The 17,952-nt window shown below is 72.3% G+C and carries 18 protein-coding genes; 6 read left to right on the top strand and 12 right to left on the bottom strand.

Annotation, left to right across the window (positions count from 1 at the left end; genetic code table 11):
- Positions 1-56 precede the first annotated feature (56 nt).
- Entirely contained in the window at positions 57-281 is a 225-nt protein-coding gene (locus tag CCN29_RS02235) for a DUF397 domain-containing protein (protein ID WP_086679825.1), read from the top strand.
- Positions 282-370: 89 nt separating this feature from the next.
- Positions 371-838, top strand: coding sequence for a hypothetical protein (locus tag CCN29_RS02230; RefSeq protein ID WP_086679823.1), 468 nt, complete (start codon positions 371-373; stop codon positions 836-838).
- Positions 839-845: 7 nt separating this feature from the next.
- Here CCN29_RS02230 and CCN29_RS02225 read toward each other — a convergent pair whose 3' ends face one another.
- The 6 genes from CCN29_RS02225 to CCN29_RS02205 all read right to left on the bottom strand — a co-directional run bounded on the left by CCN29_RS02225 (position 846) and on the right by CCN29_RS02205 (position 4,650).
- Positions 846-1,919 (bottom strand): hypothetical protein, encoded by a 1,074-nt coding sequence (locus CCN29_RS02225; protein WP_086679833.1) that lies wholly within the window; start codon positions 1,917-1,919, stop codon positions 846-848.
- A 141-nt stretch (positions 1,920-2,060) separates the two neighbouring features.
- Positions 2,061-2,501, bottom strand: a complete 441-nt coding sequence (locus CCN29_RS35520) for a phytoene desaturase family protein (protein WP_442538214.1) — start codon at positions 2,499-2,501, stop codon at positions 2,061-2,063.
- A gap of 23 nt (positions 2,502-2,524) precedes the next feature.
- Positions 2,525-3,511, bottom strand: a complete 987-nt coding sequence (locus CCN29_RS02220; protein WP_442538213.1) for a phytoene desaturase family protein — start codon at positions 3,509-3,511, stop codon at positions 2,525-2,527.
- Between the two features lie 16 nt (positions 3,512-3,527).
- Positions 3,528-3,734 carry a hypothetical protein gene (locus CCN29_RS02215; protein ID WP_031022200.1) on the bottom strand — a complete coding sequence of 69 codons (207 nt, stop codon included), beginning with the start codon at positions 3,732-3,734 and terminating at the stop codon, positions 3,528-3,530.
- A 37-nt stretch (positions 3,735-3,771) separates the two neighbouring features.
- A complete protein-coding gene (locus CCN29_RS34720) occupies positions 3,772-4,164 on the bottom strand; it encodes a hypothetical protein (RefSeq protein WP_442538211.1) in 393 nt (130 codons plus the stop codon).
- Between the two features lie 36 nt (positions 4,165-4,200).
- Positions 4,201-4,650 (bottom strand): HTTM domain-containing protein, encoded by a 450-nt coding sequence (locus CCN29_RS02205; protein WP_189404841.1) that lies wholly within the window; start codon positions 4,648-4,650, stop codon positions 4,201-4,203.
- Between the two features lie 296 nt (positions 4,651-4,946).
- Here CCN29_RS02205 and CCN29_RS02200 point away from each other — a divergent pair, with 296 nt between their 5' ends.
- Positions 4,947-5,393, top strand: coding sequence for an ATP-binding protein (locus CCN29_RS02200; RefSeq protein WP_086679822.1), 447 nt, complete (start codon positions 4,947-4,949; stop codon positions 5,391-5,393).
- Between the two features lie 53 nt (positions 5,394-5,446).
- Here CCN29_RS02200 and CCN29_RS02195 read toward each other — a convergent pair whose 3' ends face one another.
- The 5 genes from CCN29_RS02195 to CCN29_RS02175 all read right to left on the bottom strand — a co-directional run bounded on the left by CCN29_RS02195 (position 5,447) and on the right by CCN29_RS02175 (position 10,725).
- Positions 5,447-6,607, bottom strand: coding sequence for a restriction endonuclease (locus CCN29_RS02195; RefSeq protein ID WP_143661265.1), 1,161 nt, complete (start codon positions 6,605-6,607; stop codon positions 5,447-5,449).
- Between the two features lie 27 nt (positions 6,608-6,634).
- A complete protein-coding gene (locus tag CCN29_RS02190; protein WP_086679818.1) occupies positions 6,635-7,957 on the bottom strand; it encodes a hypothetical protein in 1,323 nt (440 codons plus the stop codon).
- A gap of 132 nt (positions 7,958-8,089) precedes the next feature.
- On the bottom strand, positions 8,090-8,734 hold the full coding sequence (locus CCN29_RS02185; protein ID WP_143661264.1) for a competence protein CoiA family protein: 645 nt from the start codon (positions 8,732-8,734) through the stop codon (positions 8,090-8,092).
- A gap of 237 nt (positions 8,735-8,971) precedes the next feature.
- Complete coding sequence (locus CCN29_RS02180; RefSeq protein WP_228731383.1) at positions 8,972-9,526, bottom strand: PIN domain-containing protein; 555 nt, start codon at positions 9,524-9,526, stop codon at positions 8,972-8,974.
- A gap of 8 nt (positions 9,527-9,534) precedes the next feature.
- Positions 9,535-10,725, bottom strand: coding sequence for a helix-turn-helix domain-containing protein (locus CCN29_RS02175; protein ID WP_086679814.1), 1,191 nt, complete (start codon positions 10,723-10,725; stop codon positions 9,535-9,537).
- 159 nt (positions 10,726-10,884) lie between these two features.
- On the opposite strand from CCN29_RS02175, the gene CCN29_RS02170 reads away from it, so the two are divergent.
- The 3 genes from CCN29_RS02170 to CCN29_RS02160 are packed head-to-tail and all read left to right on the top strand — an operon-like array spanning position 10,885 to position 16,144.
- Complete coding sequence (locus CCN29_RS02170) at positions 10,885-12,699, top strand: DUF4357 domain-containing protein (RefSeq protein WP_086679812.1); 1,815 nt, start codon at positions 10,885-10,887, stop codon at positions 12,697-12,699.
- Entirely contained in the window at positions 12,696-13,949 is a 1,254-nt protein-coding gene (locus CCN29_RS02165; protein WP_086679810.1) for an McrC family protein, read from the top strand. The genes CCN29_RS02170 and CCN29_RS02165 overlap by 4 nt, the downstream gene beginning before the upstream one ends.
- 59 nt (positions 13,950-14,008) lie before the next feature.
- Positions 14,009-16,144 (top strand): UvrD-helicase domain-containing protein, encoded by a 2,136-nt coding sequence (locus CCN29_RS02160; RefSeq protein ID WP_086679808.1) that lies wholly within the window; start codon positions 14,009-14,011, stop codon positions 16,142-16,144.
- 21 nt (positions 16,145-16,165) lie between these two features.
- On the opposite strand, the gene CCN29_RS02155 is transcribed toward CCN29_RS02160, so the two are convergent.
- A complete protein-coding gene (locus CCN29_RS02155; protein ID WP_031022172.1) occupies positions 16,166-17,821 on the bottom strand; it encodes an N-6 DNA methylase in 1,656 nt (551 codons plus the stop codon).
- Positions 17,822-17,952 lie beyond the last annotated feature (131 nt).

The raw sequence follows: 17,952 nt of genomic DNA, 5'->3' as shown, positions 1-17,952 counted from the left end.
CAGCTCGTCCGAAGCGGCCGGACCCGGCCGCTTCGGACGAGCTGGAAGGTGCAGTCATGCAGAACGGAACCGACCTCTACGCGCTGGACATCGGCGGGGCCTCGTTCACGAAGGCGTGCGGGGGCCCCTGCACGGAGGGGTGCGTGACCCTGGCCCGGATCGGTGCGGACGCCTGGGCGCTCGGTGACAGCAAGCGGCCGGACGTGGAGCCGCTGCGGTTCACCACCGAGGAGCTGGACGCCGCCGGTATCGACCCGGCCCGCTTCGGCCTCGGCGCCTGACACCTCCCTCCCCCCCCCAGCCGCCGGCCGGGCCGCGTTCCTCCCGCGCGTCCGGCCGGCCCTCCTCGTCACGGAAACGGGAACAGCACGTGCACCACCACGCCTACCTCTGGACCGGCCCGAAGGCCCGCTTCGACGACGAGGCCCTGCGCCGGCCCCCGCACCCCGATCCGCCCCCGGCCGGGAGCAGGCCGGAACTGATCGAGCGCTACCGCCTGGTCGCCGCGGAGTTCCGCACGGCGGACCTCCCGCCGCTGGAGACGGCGTACTGGCTCGTCAAGCCCCGCTCACTGGTGCGGGGCACCTGGGAGGAGGCGAAGGAGGCCGCGGCCTGGTTCGGTGAGCGGCTGGCCGAGTACGCCCCGAGGTTCGCCGTGGAGCAAGAGCGCGACACCGCGCGTCTGACCCGGCTGGTGGACTCCGCCGCCGAGCGTCTGCACGCCGGCGGCGACGTGTCGTACGGCGTCTACCTCGAACGCCCCTCCTACCTCACCCTCGCCGTGGTCGCCTGCTCCCCGAACCGCACGGCCCCCGACCTGCCCTGCCCGTGCGCATAGACCGCTTTCACTGGATCAAGTCGGTGTGCGGGTGCTCGGGGGACTCCGGGCAGACGTAGAGCTGCATGTTGTCGGCGCTGCCCACTACCACCCGCGTCGGCTGTGCGGGGTTCAGGCCGGCGAGGTGACCGTGGGCGTAGGCGGCGGCCCGCTCCTCCTGCGGCGCCCAACCGTACGTTTCGCCGTCCCACTCGAAGGAGGCGATGGTCAGCAGCGGGACCATCCGGGCCTTGCAGACGGCGCAGTACCGGGGGTTCGGGTCGGTGCGGCCCCAGGGCGGCCAGCCGCCGACTTTCCAGCCGGGAGCGTCGGCCAGGTGGGCGTCGTAGTACTCCGCCGGGTACTCCTCGTACGAGCCGTGCACCACCGCACGAGCCGCCTGCCATCGGCTCCAGTCCTGCACCACCTGCCTCACCTCGGGGCTCAGATCGAGGCTGCAGGGATACTCGGTGATCGCTTCCGGGGCCAGCACACACGGCTCCGGCACATAGCCGTCGTAGTTGGCCTCGTACGGTTCCGGTGGCGTGGCCAGGACGTCGGTGACCGAGGCGGCCGAGCGCCAGAACACCCTGGTCGCGGGCTTCCAGTCCGGCTCGTGGTCGTAGGGGCACCAGAGGATCTGGAGCAGATCGGCCTCTCCGGGCGGCCGCAGCAAGGGCACGTCGCGCAGATACAGCTGGGCCACGGGCAGCAGCGGGACCGGGCAGTCCGCGGGCAACGGAGGGCCCGCGTCGAGCCGCTCCTCGAGCCTCGCGGCCTTCTGCTCCAGGGCCGCCACCTCCTCGGGCGTGAACGACGGGCCATAGGGGTCGTCATGCCGCTGGGCCCGCCGGTACCTGTCGAGCCGTATCGCTGCCGGTGACTCGCGGAAGCCGCTGTCACCGTGCAGGTGCGCGTCCTCGCAGTGCGGCCAGGGTTCGTCGGCCGGCCACAGCAACGGTCCCCCGACGGAACTGTCCCTGACCGACGGCGATCCCGGGCGGGGGTGCAGCCGGATCGCGGGACGCGCCAGTGGGGCCAGTTCAGGGAACAGCTCGGTCACCTCGACCGGCCGCGGTGGAGTCGTACGTACGAGAACCATGCCGGTGATGCTGTCACCCGCCACCGACAGTCCCCCGCCTCCGCGAAGGCTCCGGGACATCGGGGACTCCGTTCCGGCTTCCTCGCGTTGCTTACGGCCCGGCCGCCGGGCGCCTCCGGTGTCCGGGCGTCGCGGACGGCGTCAGCCTTCGAGCAGGTGCGCGCTCGCTGGCCGGTCCGCCTTCGGCCACGTTTCCAGTGCCGCCCGCGCCGCGTAGTACCCGCACATCCCGTGGACCGAGGGACCCGGCGGGGTCGCCGAGGAGCACAGCCATGTGCCGGGCAGGGGCGTCCGGTAGGGGTTCCGGCGCGGGACGGGGCGGGCCAGCGTCTGCCACAGGGTCATCGCTCCGGAGGCGATGTCGCCGCCGACGTAGTTCGCGTTGTATGCGCCCAACTGGGCGGCCGACATGCCGCGTTCGGCGATCACCGTGTCGGTGAAGCCCGGCGCGTGGGCTTCCAGGGCCGCGCGGATCGTCGGCAGGGGGTCTCGGGGATCGCCGTGGGGGACGTGCGCGTAGGCCCAGACCGGTCGTCGGCCCCGGACGGCCCGTGCCGGGTCCGCGGCGGCCGGGTCGACCACGATGATGTACGGGTGCCGGACGCTCAGGCCCCGGGCCGTGGCGGTCTCGGCGTGGGCCAGTTCTGGGCCGTGCCGCGGGTACCGCCCGGGTGGATCGTGGCGGCGTGGGAGAGGCAGGGGTCGGTCCAGGGGATCGCGCCCTCGACGAGGAAGTCGGCCTTGGCCGCGCCCGGTCCGTACCGGTAGCGGGACAGCGCGCGGAGGTATCCGGCGGGCAGCGGGGCGATGGGGGCCAGTTCGCGGGGCGAGACGTCGAGGAGGGTGAGCCTGCGGGTGGGCAGGTCGTTCAGGCTGTTCACCCGGACGCCGGTGTGGATCCGGCCGCCGAGCCGTTCGATCTGCCGGTCCACGACGGCGGCGACGGCCCCCGAACCGCCCCGGGGAACGGGCCAGCCGGTGGTGTGGGCGAGGTGCCCGAGCAGCAGGGCGACAGCGGCGGACGCCGGTGAGGGGAGCCGGCCGATGCCGTGCGCGGCCACACCGGTGAGGAGCGCCCGCGCCACCTCCGTGCGCAGGTCCCCGCCGGCGCGCAGGGCGTGGGCCGGCAGGCGGGTGGCGAGGAGGGCCAGGGCCGTCGGGTTCGGCGGGGTGCGCTGGGTGGAGAGCATCAGGTCCACCACGTCCGCGGAACGCTGCATCAGCGGGAGCATCAGCCGCCGCCATCGCCGCCCGTCCGGGCCGAGTTCGGCGCAGGTGGCGTCGAGGTCACGCCAGGCCAGGGCGGCCGGGCGGCCCTGGAGGGGGTGGCCGTAGGCGGCCGGGGAGTGCAGCAGGGCGACGCCGTGCGCCTCCAGGCCGAGTGACCGCATGAACGGGGACACCGGGGTCATGGGGTGGACGGCCGCGCAGATGTCGTGGAGCACCTCCGAGTCCAACAGGGCCTCCGTGCGCAGCCCTCCGCCGACGCGCTCGTGTGCTTCGAACACCTCGACCCGGAGTCCGGCGCGGGCCAGGGTGAGCGCGGCGGCGAGCCCGTTCGGCCCGGACCCGACGACGACGGCGTCCGTCATGGGTGTCGTCGTCCTCTCAGTGGAAGGCCAGCCAGGCGATGCCCAGGGCGCAGGTGAGGCTCGCGGCGGCGATGGCGGCGGGCCGGTTGCGGTGCAGGGCGAGCCCGAGCAGCGCCGCGGTGAGCAGCACGGCGCCCGTGCCGATCGAGGCGCGCAACGGCCCGTCGTCGTAGCCGAATTCGTCAACATGCTGGACCAGCCAGGCGAACCAGGCGATTCTCACGACGCTTCCCGTGACCCTCTCGGTGTGGTGGTGGTGTTCACGCCCCGCCGCGCGGCGCGGGTGCCGCGAGCAGGGTCTTCGTGGCGAGATCGTCGGTGGCGTCCCCGGCGCCCAGGCGGTGCAGGACGATCCAGCGGCCGTCGTCGTGCGCGGCGGCGATGACGGACGAGCCGCGTGTGGCGCCGTTGTGCCAGGTGATCGAGGAGCCGCGCTGCCAGGTGGGCGCGGGCGGGCCAAGCCGGCGGTCGACCAGCAGTCCCGTTACAACCTGGGACAGCGTCCGGCAAGTGGACCACAGGCCGCCGGCCGGCAGGATCGGCCCGGTCAGCGTCCACAGGGGGCGGGGCCGGCCGGACAGGTTCCGTGGCACGAGACGCCGTTCCCGCGGCGGCAGCGCGGTCACCGCGCCCGCCTCCAGTCCCAGCGGCATCAGGACGTGGTCGTCGACGAGTTGCTGGTACGAGCGTCACGCGGTGCCGTCCTGCCACTCCTCACCCATGACCTTGTAGAGGCCGGAGACGACGTAGACCAGGCAGATCTGCGCCGCCACCATGAGGACGCCCAGGTTGTGGAACGGCACGGACACCGCCCGCAGGTGGCCGGGAACGTGCCGGGCGAGGCGGCTCGCGAGGCCGGTGGGCAGGGCGAACCGGTCGTAGCAGTGGGTCAGCAGCAGGAACGGGATGACGACGTACGCGAGGTTGTCGCCGCCGTCCAGGAGACCCGGCTGCCGCTGGTAGACCGACCACAACAGGGCCCAGTGCAGGGCCAGTCCGGGCCGGCCGCCGACTCCGAGCATCACCGCGAGCGCGGCGGCGATGCCCAGGTGGTAGACGAGCTCGAAGTACCAGGGCGACGCCGACAGCGTGAAATCTCCCCCTGCGAACGTACCCCTGGCGAGCCGAAAACGGCACAACAGGTAAAACGGTCACGCATGGCAACAGCGGTGGTCAATCGCCGCGCCGACGCGTCACCCGGATCATTTCTTTACCCGCAGTTTAGTAGCGGAACGGGAGCAGAAAGCTACACAGGTGACTTGAATCACAGGCAAGTTCCGTCAAGTTCCGTCTAGGGCACGGAAGGGCTGGTATTGGTACAGACCTGTCGTCCGCGCGGCTGTGGCGTACCGCCCGACTCCCCCGTCCGTACGCGTGCCCCGCGTACGAGGCGTGGCGCTCCCCTCCGCCCGCGCGCAGCCGCCACTCTGACGCCATGAACCACGCAACACCTGGCGTCGGGACGCCCGTTCACACCTACACGCAGTTGTTGTCGTCCACGCGGCGCGGCGCCCGTCTCGCCCGGCTGCTCGCGGTGACCGAGCTGCGCTCGCGGGGCGTCTCGCAAGACCTCACCGAGCGCGCAGAACTCGTCGTCGCCGAGCTGGCCGCCAACGCCGTCCTGCACGGCCGCGTGCCCGGCCGCTGCTTCCGGCTCACCCTCGTCCTCGACCCGGCCGCCGGCCGCCTCCGCGTCGAGGTCAGCGACGCCCGCGGAGACCTCCGCCCGCTCCCCTGCCTCACGGACCCCGCGTGCGACCCGCTCGCCACCACGGGACGCGGCCTGACCCTCGTCACCGCCCTCGCCGACCAGTGGGACTGCGTCCCCTACCCGCCGAGCGGCAAGACGGTGCGGGCGGAACTGCTCGACGCGGGGGCGTGAGAGCGTCGGGCCGCCGGGGCCGTCGGCGGCGGGGGCCACACCGTGCCGGGGCGTCAGACACGCAACGCCAGCTTGAGGGCCGCTTCTCGGGCCTTCTCGTCGGCCAGGGCGATGAGTTGCTTCCGCCCGCCGTGCGTCTGGAAGTCCGCCCGCGACGTGGCCAGCAGGGACTCCGCCCGCTCGGTCATTTTGTGGGCCGCCTTCAGCGCCTTGATGCGGTCCTTGGTGTACCGGTTGGACGGCAGGGCGTGGACCTCGCTCGTGTGCGCGCGGACACGGGCGATCAGACGGAGCACGGTCTGCCGCTGCGCGTCCAGCTCGGCGGCACGCCGGCTCGCACGCTCGGCCGCCGCCCCTCTCCCCCACGCGGACGCCTGGGTCCAGCCCGAGGCCGGGGCCGGGGCGGAGCGGGCGGACAGACGGGTCGCCGTCTCGTTCAGCGGAGTGACGTGGCCGGACTCCGCGAGGGAGTACAGCGCGACCTCTCTCTCGTCGGCGAACTGGCGCGCGGCGGCCGTGTAGCCGCCGGACGCGTAGAACAGCAGATGCTGGTGCGCATCGGCCACTCCCCGCAGTTCACGGACGGGACCGACGCCGATCGGCTGGCTGTGGTGCTTCACCTGCGCCACGGCGTCCCGCGCGAACACGTCGATGCCCCCGTCCGCACCGGCGCCCGTCACGCGCGCGTCGGCGAATCCGAGACCGCGCATGTGGTCGACGGCGGCCAGCTCGGCGTCCTGCCACGTACGGATGACTCTCGGGTGGTACGACCCGGCCGCGCCGGGGCTTCCCTCCGCGCGCGGGGTCCCTGACACGCGGCCGGCCGCCGCCGCGTGGTGGGCGGTCGGGGTGGCGGCGACCGATCGGCCGGCGGCGGCCAAGGCACTCGCCACGCGCCGGGTGAGCAGCTTCAGCTCCATGGCGCCTTCAGGCGCGTCCAGCACGAGGATCTCACCGAAAGCCGACCGGCTCCCACTGCCCGACAAGGGCAACGGACGGCGGAGTTCGGTGCACCGCACCCGGAAGATGCCGCGCCACAGAAGCAGACGCCGAGCCGTCAGCGCGCCCTGGTAACCGGGGGTCACGAACAGCAGCTCGACCCGCTCACCGGCTCCCAGACGCGACAACAGCTGTTCGGCCTGGGGTGAGCCGCTGGTCCAGCCGCTGCCGCGGACGGCGTCGGAGGTGCGCGGGTCGCTGCGAAGATTCGACACGGTCACTCGCTATCGGCGTCCGCGTGCCTACGCGTGGGCGGGCAGGGCGGGGAACACGACGAGCGAGCCGTCCCGCTCACGGGCCATCTCGATCGCCACGTCCGCCGGGCGGCCGTTCAGCGCCACGCCGTCGCCCAGGCTGCGAATCTGGTACGTCGCGCGCAGCAGCCGGTCGACCTCACCGTTCGTCAGGACGGGCCGCTTGCTGCTCGGCCGCGCCAGCTCCAGCGTCGACAGGCGCACCAGCACCTGGGCCATGCCCGACTCCAGCTCGTCGAGACGCCGCTCGTCGTCCTTGAGCGCGCGGGCGAAGTTCTCGAACAGGTTGTCCGGCTCGCTCTGGGCCCGCTCCACCGCCTGGAGCACGTTGACGCGCCGCTTCAACGCGATGGCCAGCGCGGCCATTTCGATGTGCGTGCGGAACGTACCGCCCTGCTCGTCCACGCCCGGGAACGCCTCGGTCAGCGTGGCGATCTCGACGGGCTCGCCGGCGGGCAGCTTGTCGAGTGCGCTGCGCCAGCGCGCCAGCCGGATGTCGGCCTTGCTCAGCGCCGTGTCGATGGTGTGCACCGCCGAGTCGAGGCCCAGCGAGACACCGAGCTTGCCCTGGTCGAGCAGGATCGCCGTGGCCTTGTCGATGGCGGGACGGCAGCCGTTGAGCGCACTGTGCTCGTCGTCCAGCTTGTCGGCCTGAAGCTGCTCCAGCAGGTCCGTGATGTGGGCGATGGCCTCCTGCCGCTTGCGGTCGGCGTGCGCGCTGACCCCCACGGCCACGGCCATGAGCACGAGCGGAGCGGCCACGGTGAGCACCGCACCCCCCGCGGCGGCGGCCCCGGCGGTCGCGCCCGCACCACCGACGGTGCCGGCGGCCGCGGCTCCGCTGACCGGCACCAGTGTCGCCTTGCCGACGGCCTGGCGCGTCACCGAGTGCACGAGGTCGCCGTAGAACGCGCCCTTCGCCCCCTTCGGCTCCATCCAGGTGACCAGGCCCTGCCCGAACTCGGCGGCGACCTTCGCCGGGACGACCACGCGGCACAGCATCTCGCCGGAGGCCGTCGCCGTGGCGGCCGCGGTGGACGTCTTCGCCGACTCGGTGATGAGCTGCGACAGGTGCTGCGCCAGAGGGCTGGCGGCGCCGAGCGCGATGCCCTTGCTGCGGTCCACCCTCTCGGGCAGCGGGTGCGCCTCGAGCGTGGCGATCGGCTGGTCGGCCAACGCGGCCAGTACACCCCGCAGCTCGTCCAGCCGCTCGGCCGTCATCGGCCCGTCCCCGAACACCTTCGGCACCTGGACATCCCGCGTCGCCAGCGTCCAGACCGGAACGTTCGCCGGCTTGCGATAGTCGATCATCGTCCCCCCACATCAATCCATGCCAGCCTACGGCTGACACCCAACGAAAAGCGCCGGCTCCACTTGGAGCCGCATCTCACTGCCCGGACACCACTCGCCCCACACGTCGGCCTGTGTCGGTGCGTGCCCCTGTCACCGTCGTACCACTCCGCCGGCGCGAAGCGTCCCAAGCGTGGGGGTGACCAAACCCTTGTCGGTCATCCGGCACTGGTCCACCAGAGGTTCCCAGGCCGTTTCTCTCCCGTCGGTCAACGTGCCGATGTACACACGGCGGTCGTTGCCCTCGGTCTCGCACCGCACCAGCAGCGCGTAGCCCCTCCGAGCCAGCATGTCGCGCGCGAGATGGTCGCCCTGCCCACATACCCACTCGATCCGGCCTTCCTTCGCACCCAGGCTGTCGGCCGCTTTACGCCAGGTCCTGTAGTCCTCGGAGTGGAGCTCGAAGCGGAGAAACATGTCCGTCCGAGGCAGCCGGAAGTCCACGGCGTCACCGTGGCAGTGTCCGAGGGTGCGCAGTTCTCCGCGCACCTCATGTCCATGGGCGGCCAGCCAGCGAGTGGCGTGCGCCTTGATGAACAAGTGGTCGGCGCTGTCCGCGCTGTGGGTAGTCCGGTGGCATTCGTCACGGCCAGGGTTTGCCTCGTGCGCGAAGTGGCAGACCCGCGTCACGTACCGCTTGGGTCGCAGTGGCCGGCCGCAGCCGCCGAGCAGGGTTCCGCACCAGAAGTCGTCCCACCCGAATTGCCGCAAGAATAGGCGGGTGTCGATCTGTCCCACTCCTTGCCCCCCCCGGCGCACCCTTGCGACAACCCCCGCGACAACGCCCATCCGTTGACACCGCTAACAACCTTATTCGGGGTGGCTGTCGTTACGCAAGAGGCGCAAGTAGGGCGCAGCCGACGGCGACAGCAACCGCTCGGCGGGGGGAGCCTTGTCATCACACAGCCGACGCGCGGAACTTTGACGCATCCTTCCGCTCCACGCCGCCGCGCTTCTCACGCGCGCCTCCCGGGCTCAGTCGAGCAACCGCTCCGCGCGCTCCGGGACGTCGCGGAGGTGTCGGCCCTGAGCGACCATGTCAACGAGGAGACGATGCCCTTCGACGTGGTGGACAAGCCCGGACACGGCGGCCTCGCGCATGAGGGCGACGGTGTTCTTGACCGGGATGCCGCGCGCGGAGGCGTACTCGCCGGCGTCGCGGTCGTCCGTGATCCAGACAGCCCCGGTGAACTCCCTTCGCGTCTGGATGAGCGCGAGGGTTTCGGCTTCACCGAGGTGGCGTAAAGGTTCGGTCGGCAGGCCACCGAAGACCGCGCGGCGCAACCGGTCCGCGAGAGCGATCTCGGCGTCGGTGCAAAGCTCGATCGGCTCGCCCAGCCAGCCTTCCGCTTCGAGCCGGGCAAGGTCGCGCACGTAGGCGGCCGATCGTCGGGCCTCCTCCGCCACCGCCTCGGTCCAGCGGCCGCATCCGTCGAGCACCTTGCGGAGCAGGTCCAGACGGCCCACGGTGCCGAAGTTGCACAGGACGGTGTTGTCGGGGAACAGGCTGACGCGGCCCCTGGAGTGCAAGAGATCTGTCATGGCTGGAATACGGGATCGCCCTTCTCGTCCTCCGGCAAGGGGCGTGGGGGGCGCGCGGGCTCGAGTATGGCCCTCAGGTCGTCGACGTCGCGGTCCAGGTAGGCGGCCAGCGGGCGGAGAGTCGTCTCACCGGCCTCGTACGCGGCGAGCAGCTCCGCCATCGGGGCGAGCGGCGGGCGGGCCACCGCAGACTCCGCGCGGTGACGGTAGTGGTCGTCGAGCCGCCCCGCCAGAACGTGGCAGATCTCCGTGGTGAAACCGCGGAACCTGTCCCGACGACTACTGTCGAGGAGTCCCAGCCGGTTGAGCCTGGCCGCCAGGGCGCTGGGTGAGACCTTGAACGTGACGACGAGTTCGCTGAGTTCGGCGTCGGTGGGCGCCTTCGGGTCGGCGACCGTGCGCTCCCAGGCTGCTCGCACCTCTGCCGCCGGCATCAGGAAATGGGCAGCGAAGACGTTGGCCCTGACCTCTGTGTAGTCCTTCTGCTTGCCGGGCTGGGGTGTCGCGTCGGCGCGCAGGTCCTGGGCGTCACGGGCGAGGAGGTGTCCGACCTCGTGAGCAAGGGTGAAGCGTGCTCGGGTCCACTCCTGGGTGGTGGCGAGCAGCACGATCCGGAATCCTTCGGACTGCCATGTCGCCCCGGACAGCGCCGCGCGGGAGGGAAACTCGACGAGTGCCACGTCGATTCCGCAGTGGTCCGCGAGAAGCCGCGTGAGGGAGGGAAGGTCCATGCCCGCGGGGGACCCCGCGCCTCGCCCGGCAAGATGTTCCGCGAGGTCGGAGGCGAGACGCTCCCCTTGGTCGACGTACCGTTCCAGATCCGCGCGAGGCGCGGGCAGATCGGGGACGAAGCGAGGTCGGTCGAGCAGCCTCAGGACCTCGTAGGCGTTCTGGAAGCGGGAGGCGATCGCCTCGATCTCGGCCCATCCGGCTCCTTCCGCGACCGCTCCAGTGGAGCGGGCGGCAGCACGGGGACGTACCGGCTCGCGTCCGCTGATCAGATAGTCCACCGTCGTGCCGGTGGCCTCCGCGATACGGGCCAGGTCGAGCGAGCTGAAACGGCGTACGCCGCCGAGCGACTTGGAGAGCTTGTCCGGGGACAGGCCGATTCGATCGGCGAACGCGGCCTGGGAAAGGGAGGCTGCGTCCATGACCTTGCGTACACGCTCGATCACAGTCTCAGTCATTCCAGCACCGTACCGGCGAGTTGCGAAAATCGCAATCCACCTTCTGACGTGTCACCCGTGGATGTAATCTCTCTCTACCAGGGGGGACGGGTCAATTGACAGTGTCAACACTTAGGGTGTGCAGTGTTCATGTCGACCTCGTCTCCCGGAAGGTCACCCATGCCCCAGCCCGACCGTCTCCCCGGCACGCCCGAGTTCCGCATCAGGCTGCCGCAGGACGGGGCCGAGGCGCGGGGGTGGCTGTTGACGCGGTTCGGGGGCAACGGGACGAACCGGTTCCTGCTGCGCGAGGGGTCCCTCGTGACCGCCGAGGAGTGGCCCGGGCTCGGCCGTCATGCCCGCCGGTCGCGGGCGGAACTCCGCGCGGAGGGCGCCCTCGTGGACGCCCCGTCCGTTCCCGGCCGGCCCGAGGGCGCGCCCGCGCGGTGGGTGGCGACCCGGGACATCGAGTGCAACTCCTCGTCCGCCGCCGCAGCGCTGGTGTGCGGCTACGACGCCTCCGGCCCCGAGTCCTGGCGCACCGACGAGGGGCACCCGCTCTCCGACTACCTGTCCACCGGCTGGCGTCCCCCGCACAAGGCGTGGCTGGTGCGCGGGTCGAACGTCTCGGGGCACAACCTGGTGCGGCAGCTGTGGCTGGCGGAAGGGTTCGTGTCGCTGTCGGGCGCGCACCTGCCGCCGCTGGAGGAGTCCGACCCGACGAAGAGCGCGCTGCGGCGCTTCGTCGAGGAGGGCTACGAAGGAGCGGCCTCGTACCACCAGAAGCAGGGCCTCGTCGACGAGTTGCACGCGTTCCTGACGCAGATGCGGGTCGGCGACACCGTGGCGACCTACGACGACGACCGGATGTACCTCGGCCGGATCACCGGAGACGCCGTGCAGACCACGTCGCCGGGAGGGCTGTCCAACCTGCGCCGGTCGGTCACCTGGCGGGCCGACGGTCACCCGTACGACGAACTGCCCGGCGAGCTGCGGCAGAAGCTGTCCGTGCAGCACGACGTGGTCGATCTGACCGGCGTCCTCGACGCCCTGGACGGGCTCGCCGGCGAGGCGGACGGGACCGACCGGGCGGAGGCCGCGGACACCCTGGAGCGCGCGGCGCCCAAGGAGCTGACGCTGCCCGGGATCAGCGAGGCCCTCGCCGAGGAGCTGCTCGTCCACGACCGGGCGTGGCTGGAGGAGCTGCGCGAGCTGCTGCTCGACGAGAAGCAGCTGGTGTTCTACGGCCCGCCGGGCACCGGCAAGACGTACCTCGCCATGAAGCTCGCCGAGCACTTCGGCGGCGGCCCGGAGCAGGTCAAGATCGTGCAGTTCCACCCGTCGTACGCCTACGAGGACTTCTTCGAGGGCTTCCGTCCGGTGGAGGACCCCGAGACGCGGGAGGTGGCGTTCCGGCTCACCGCCGGCCCGCTGCGGGAGCTCGCCGACCTCGCCTCCCGCGACGGCAACCGGCACGTCCCGCACTTCCTGATCATCGACGAGATCAACCGCGCCAACCTGGCCAAGGTCTTCGGGGAGCTGTACTTCCTGCTGGAGTACCGGGACCGGTCCGTGCGGCTCACCTACTCCGGGGACGACTTCCCGCTGCCGCCCAACCTCTTCGTGATCGGCACGATGAACACCGCCGACCGCTCCATCGCGCTGGTCGACGCGGCGATGCGGCGCCGTTTCGCGTTCGTGGAGCTGTCCCCGCGCACCGAGCCGACCGCCGGCCTGCTCGCCCGCTGGCTAGCGCGCGAAGGGCGCGACGCGGAGCCGGCCCGCCTCCTCGACGCCCTCAACTCCCGCGTCGACGACGCCGACTTCGCCATCGGCCCCTCGTACCTGATGAAGCCGGGCGTGTACCGCGACGGCGGCCTCGAACGGACCTGGCGCACGAAGATCCTGCCGCTGCTGGAGGAGCACCACTACGGCGAGGGCGTCGACATCGCCGCCCGCTACGGCCTCGACGCGCTGCGCGAGCGGCCGGCATGACCGAGCCCGTGCCGGACGTGGTGCTGCGCGAGTACGGACCCGCCGTCTCCGTGCCGCTCGGCGCCGCGGCCGGCCGGGCCCTCGCCGCCTCAGGGATACTCCGGAGCGTCACGCCGGACCCGGCCCGTGACGGGCACTGGCTGCTGCGGGCGGGCAGCCGGGTCGGCGCGCTGCGCACGCCCGGCGGGCCGATCGTGCGGATCATGCCCAAGACCCCGGTGAGCCGGATCTTCTTCCTTCTCGGGTTCAGCCTCGCCCCGGAACGGGCCTGGCACGACGACCGGGAGGGCACCGTCGACACCGGCGCGTACGACGACGTGGTGCCCGCGCTCGCCCACGCCGTGGAGCGGCGGATCGACGCGGCGCTGCGCCAAGGGGTCCTCCAGGGCTACCGGGAGGTGGAGGAGTCCTCGCTGGTGGTGCGCGGGCGCATCCTCGAGGCCGAGCAGATCAGACGGCACTTCGGCCGCACGCCGCCCGTGGAGATCGCGTACGACGACTACACCGCGGACACCGCCGAGAACCGCATCCTGCGGGCCGCCGTCGAGCGGCTGCTGCGCCTGCCCGGCGTTCCCGGCCCCGTGCGGCGGCGCCTGGCCCACCAGCGGGTCCGGCTCGCCGACGCGCTGCCCCTGGTCCGGGGGCAGGAACTGCCGCGCTGGCAGCCCTCCCGGCTCAACTCCCGCTACCAGCCAACCCTGCGGCTCTGTGAGGCCGTCCTGCGCGGCTCCTCGCCCGAGCACACGCCGCCGGGCGCCGATCCGCTCGCCGTGGACGGCTTCCTGATCGACATGAACCAGCTGTTCGAGGACTTCGTCACCGTCGCCCTGAGCGAGGCGCTGAAGGAGCACGGCCTGACCGCCCGGCTCCAGGACACGCACCACCTCGACACCGCGGGACTCGTACGGATCCGTCCCGACCTCGTGGTGCGCACCCGTGACGGCCGGACGCCGGTCGCCGTCGTCGACGCCAAGTACAAGGTGGAGAAGGGCGACGGCCGCCTCAACGCCGACCTGTACCAGGCGCTGGCGTACGCCACGGTGCTCGGCCTGCGCGAGGCGCACCTGGTGTACGCGGCGGGGCGGCTGCCCACGCGCTTCCACGAGGTGCGCGGGACGGCGGCGGGCGCGGACGGGCGCGGCGTGCTGCTGCACCAGCACAGCGTCGACCTGTCCCGAGAGCCGGGGCAACTGCTGTCGGCGCTGCGCGACATCGCCGTACGCCTGGCCCGCGCCCGCACCCCCGCGTGACCCACGCCCATCAAGCCGACGGAAGCCCGACTGAAGTCCGACGGAAAGGAACACACCGTATGCCCCGGCTCGCCTTCGCCCAGAGTTTCTGGGACGGCTACGACACCCTGGAAAAGCCCGTCCGGGCCGGAGTGCGCAAGGCCATGGCGAAGTTCCAGGCCATGAGCGCCGCCGAGCTCAACGCCGACAAGGGACTGCATCTGGAGTCCGTCGAGAACGCCCGTGACAAGCGCATGCGCACCATCCGCGTCACGGACTTCTGGCGCGGTGTCGTCCTGGCGCCCGACGACGGCAGCGACGTCTTCCTGCTCGTCAACGTGCTGCCGCACGACGACGCCTACACCTGGGCCGCGAAACGCCTCTACAGCGCCAACTCCGCGACCCGGGCCCTGGAGGTGCGCGACGCCGTCGCCCTGGACGAGCTGACACCGCTGTACGAGAACGCGGCCCGCTCCGCCCCCCGGCTGCTCTTCGAGCACGTCTCCGACGGCGCGCTGCGCGAACTCGGCATCGACGACCAGGTGCTGCGCGCCGCCCGCTCCCTGGCGGACAAGGCCCAGCTGGAGGCGTTCTCCACGCTCCTGCCGGAGGACCAGCTGGAGGTGCTCCAGTACCTCGCCGAGGGGTTCGGCCCGGAAGAGGTGTACCGGGACGTCGTGGCCGTCCGCCGGCCCGCCGACGCGCCCGCCGAGCCGGTCGAGGACCTGGCCACGGTGATCGCCAACACGCCCGCGCGCATCCGTCTGGTCACCGGCCCGCGGGAGCTGGAGGAGGCGCTGGAGAAGCCGTTCGCCGCGTGGCGGATCTTCCTCCACCCCTCCCAGCGACGCGTGGCCTACCGCACCTCGTACGGGGGCCCCGTGCAGGTCACCGGCGGCCCCGGTACGGGCAAGACGGTGGCGGCCCTGCACCGCGTCAAGCATCTGCTGGGCCGCTCCGACGACAGCCGCGTCCTGCTCACCACGTACACGAACGCGCTCGCCGCCGGCCTGCGCGACATGCTCGGCCTGCTCCTCGACGAGGACGAGACGCTGCTGGCCCGGGTCGACGTGACCACGGTGGACGCGTACGCCAACGGTGTGGTGCGGGCCGCGTCCGCGACCGCGCCCAAGCCGGTCGGGGACCGGGAGCAGCGGCAGTTGTGGGAGAAGGTCGTCAAGCAGCTGGATCTGCCGTTCACCGCCCGGTTCCTGGCGCAGGAGTACCGGCACGTCGTCCTCGCCCAGGACCTCCGCGACCTCGACGCCTACCTCGCCGCGAGCCGCCGGGGACGCGGCACCGGGCTCGGACCCGCGCGGCGCCGGGAGGTGTGGGGCGGGGTGGAGCGGTTCGAGCGGCTGCTGCGGGACCGCGGTGAGACCACGCACCTGGCGGTCTGCGCGCGCGCCGCCGGTCTGCTCGCCGACGGCCCGGCCCCGTACGCCCATGTGGTGGTCGACGAGGCGCAGGACCTGCACCCCGCGCAGTGGCGTGTGCTGCGCGCCGCCGCGGCTCCGGGCCCCGACGACCTGTTCCTCACCGGCGACCCGCACCAGCGGATCTACGACTCGCGGGTGTCCCTCGGCTCCCTGGGCATCGCCACGGCCGGCCGCAGCTTCCGGTTGCGGGTCAACTACCGCTCGACCGAGGAGATTCTCGCCTGGTCGGCGCGGCTCCTGGCGCCCGTCACGGTCGACGCGCTCGACGGCGAGGGCACGGATTCGCTCGCCGGGTACCGCTCACTGCTGCACGGGGGCCGGCCCCAGGCCCGGGGTTACGCCACCCGGCAGGAGGAGACCGAGGCCCTGGTGGACCGGGTGCGGCAACTGCTGGATGAGGGCCTGGCCCCGCACGAGATCGGCGTGTGCGCGCGCTTCAACCTCTCCCTGGACAGCGCGGAGGACAAGCTGAAGGCCGCCGGGATACCGGTGCTCCGCGTCAAGGGCCAGACGGCGCAGCACGCCGAAGGGGTACGGCTCGCGACGATGCACGCGATGAAGGGCCTGGAGTTCCGGGCCGTGTCCGTCCTGGGTGTCGGCGAGGGAACGGTGCCGTTCGCCCGGGAGATCACCCCGCTCGAGGCGGACGCCCTCCAGCACGAGGCCGACCTGCTCCGGGAACGCTGTCTCCTCTTCGTCGCCTGCACGCGGGCGCGGGAGGCGCTGAGTGTGACGTGGAGCGGAGCGGCGAGCCCGTTCCTGGCGCACGTCGCGTGAGGTCCGGCCGGCGCCCTGCTCCTAGTTCTCCGGGGTCAGGGCGCCGGTGGTCAGGCCCTCGCGGGCGATGTCGGCGAGGCGGCGGCTCAGCTCGTGGACCTTGCGGATCCCCTCCTCGAACTCGGACAGGGCCCGGAAGGCCGATCCGTAGCGGCGCTGGTCGTCGATCCCCATGCGGGGAACGCGCGCGCCCTTGCCGTCGAGACGGTAGGTGCCGCTGGCGCTGGTGGACCTGCGCGCGTTGACCGAACTGCGCAGGAAGCCCCGCAGATAGTCCGTGTCGAGCTGATCGCTGGTCGACACCGGCTCGGTCCCCTCGAAGGCGACCAGCCCGGCGCGGGCGAGCTCCGCGACGCCGGCCGTGGCCGCGTCCAGGGCGCCCGGTCCGTCACCGGGCGCGAGCTGGGGCAGCAGAGCGGCGAGCCGGCCCAGCTCCCGCGCCAGATCCTCGCGCAGCGCGGCGTACTCACCGGGGTAGTCGCGGTGCAGCGCCCGCATGTGGTTGCCGGGCGTCAGGTCGACGACGTCGTCCAGCAGTTCGATCAGCGGGACGTCCGCGACCTGGTCGGGGCGCGGTTCCAGGCTCGCCTCGGGGTCGTTGTCGGTCAGGTCGACCATGCGCACGGTGTGGTTCGTGTCGCCGGCGCCGGTGTTCATGGGACGCCGCAGGCACCACAGGTGCACGGAGAGGGCGTGGGACGTCGCCGTACCGGGCGGCAGGGCGATCACCTGGCGCACGATGCCTCGGCGCACGAGTTCGGCCCTGATGCGCCGGCCCGCCTTGCGGTAGGCGACCGACGCGGGCATGACCATGAGGACCTGGCCGCCGGGCGCGGTGTGGGCGTAGGCGTGCTGGAGCCAGGCCAGCTCCCCCTCGGCCTTGGACGGGGTGCCCAGTTCCCAGCGCGAGTCGAGCAGCAGCTCCTCCCGTCCCCACTCGGTCACACCGGCCGGGGGGTCGCAGACCACCAGGTCCGCCTTGAGGTCCGGCCACTGGTCCGCGCGCAGGGAGTCGCCCGCGACGACGCGCACCCCCGACCGGCCCACGAGGTCGGCCCGGAGCTGGGCGAACCGGGCGCTGTCCGTGTCGATCTCCTGGCCGCGGCGGCTCGCCTTCTCGTCGGCGGCGACCGACAGCAGCAGCGATCCGATGCCGCAGGCCGGGTCGAACACCGTCCCGCCGGTGGGCACTTCGGGTGCGAAGTGGCACACCGCCCGCACCACGCGTTCCGAGGTCACCTGGTCCGACCCCGAGCGCCGGGCCGAATCCATGAAACGTTCCGCCAGTCCGGTCACGACGTCGGCGGGTGACGCCGTACGGCTCAGCTCGCGCACGCGCCCGGCCACGTCGTCCGGCGGCTCCGGCGCGTCCTCACCGGCCAGCAGTCCCGCCACCTCGGCGAGGCCCGTCTGCATCTGCTCCCCGTAGGCGGCGCGCATCGTCTGCCACAGCTCGACCTCCGGCGACACCTCCTGGCCCTTGCGCTGCTTCGCGAGCCAGGCCTGGACCTCGGCAAGGGCGTAGAGCGGGCTGTTCGCCGATCCTCCGGCGGGCGCGGGGAAGTCCTCGTACCGCCGACGCCAATTGGAGACGGCGGCCCGGGTGACTCCGGCCAGCCGAGCGATGTCGGAGCCGGTGACAAGGGAGCCGGCCGGTGGAGCGGCGTTGTCCGTCATACAGCCAGCGTACACGGCACCCCCGTGGACACCCCCGGGACAGACGCGTTGACACGCTACACATGCCACGGGACGTCCCTTATGCACTCACCTCCGGGTGGACCGCCACGGCATTCCTTCACGCGCCCGGC

This window comes from Streptomyces pseudogriseolus (genome assembly GCA_002154585.1).
Lineage (GTDB): Bacteria > Actinomycetota > Actinomycetes > Streptomycetales > Streptomycetaceae > Streptomyces > Streptomyces pseudogriseolus.
Note: the sequence above shows the minus strand (reverse complement) of the source record. Positions and strands in the feature narration are given on the sequence as shown.

What these genes read in the sequence shown, in the direction of transcription:
- CCN29_RS02190 (WP_086679818.1), bottom strand. Translation starts at nt 7,957, where the DNA reads ATGATCGACTATCGCAAGCCGGCGAACGTTCCGGTCTGGACGCTGGCG.
- CCN29_RS02175 (WP_086679814.1), bottom strand. Translation starts at nt 10,725, where the DNA reads ATGACTGAGACTGTGATCGAGCGTGTACGCAAGGTCATGGACGCAGCC.
- CCN29_RS02200 (WP_086679822.1), top strand. Translation starts at nt 4,947, where the DNA reads ATGAACCACGCAACACCTGGCGTCGGGACGCCCGTTCACACCTACACG.
- CCN29_RS02165 (WP_086679810.1), top strand. Translation starts at nt 12,696, where the DNA reads ATGACCGAGCCCGTGCCGGACGTGGTGCTGCGCGAGTACGGACCCGCC.
- CCN29_RS02225 (WP_086679833.1), bottom strand. Translation starts at nt 1,919, where the DNA reads ATGGTTCTCGTACGTACGACTCCACCGCGGCCGGTCGAGGTGACCGAG.
- CCN29_RS02155 (WP_031022172.1), bottom strand. Translation starts at nt 17,821, where the DNA reads ATGACGGACAACGCCGCTCCACCGGCCGGCTCCCTTGTCACCGGCTCC.
- CCN29_RS02235 (WP_086679825.1), top strand. Translation starts at nt 57, where the DNA reads ATGCAGAACGGAACCGACCTCTACGCGCTGGACATCGGCGGGGCCTCG.
- CCN29_RS02220 (WP_442538213.1), bottom strand. Translation starts at nt 3,511, where the DNA reads ATGACGGACGCCGTCGTCGTCGGGTCCGGGCCGAACGGGCTCGCCGCC.
- CCN29_RS02160 (WP_086679808.1), top strand. Translation starts at nt 14,009, where the DNA reads ATGCCCCGGCTCGCCTTCGCCCAGAGTTTCTGGGACGGCTACGACACC.
- CCN29_RS02170 (WP_086679812.1), top strand. Translation starts at nt 10,885, where the DNA reads ATGCCCCAGCCCGACCGTCTCCCCGGCACGCCCGAGTTCCGCATCAGG.
- CCN29_RS34720 (WP_442538211.1), bottom strand. Translation starts at nt 4,164, where the DNA reads ATGCCGCTGGGACTGGAGGCGGGCGCGGTGACCGCGCTGCCGCCGCGG.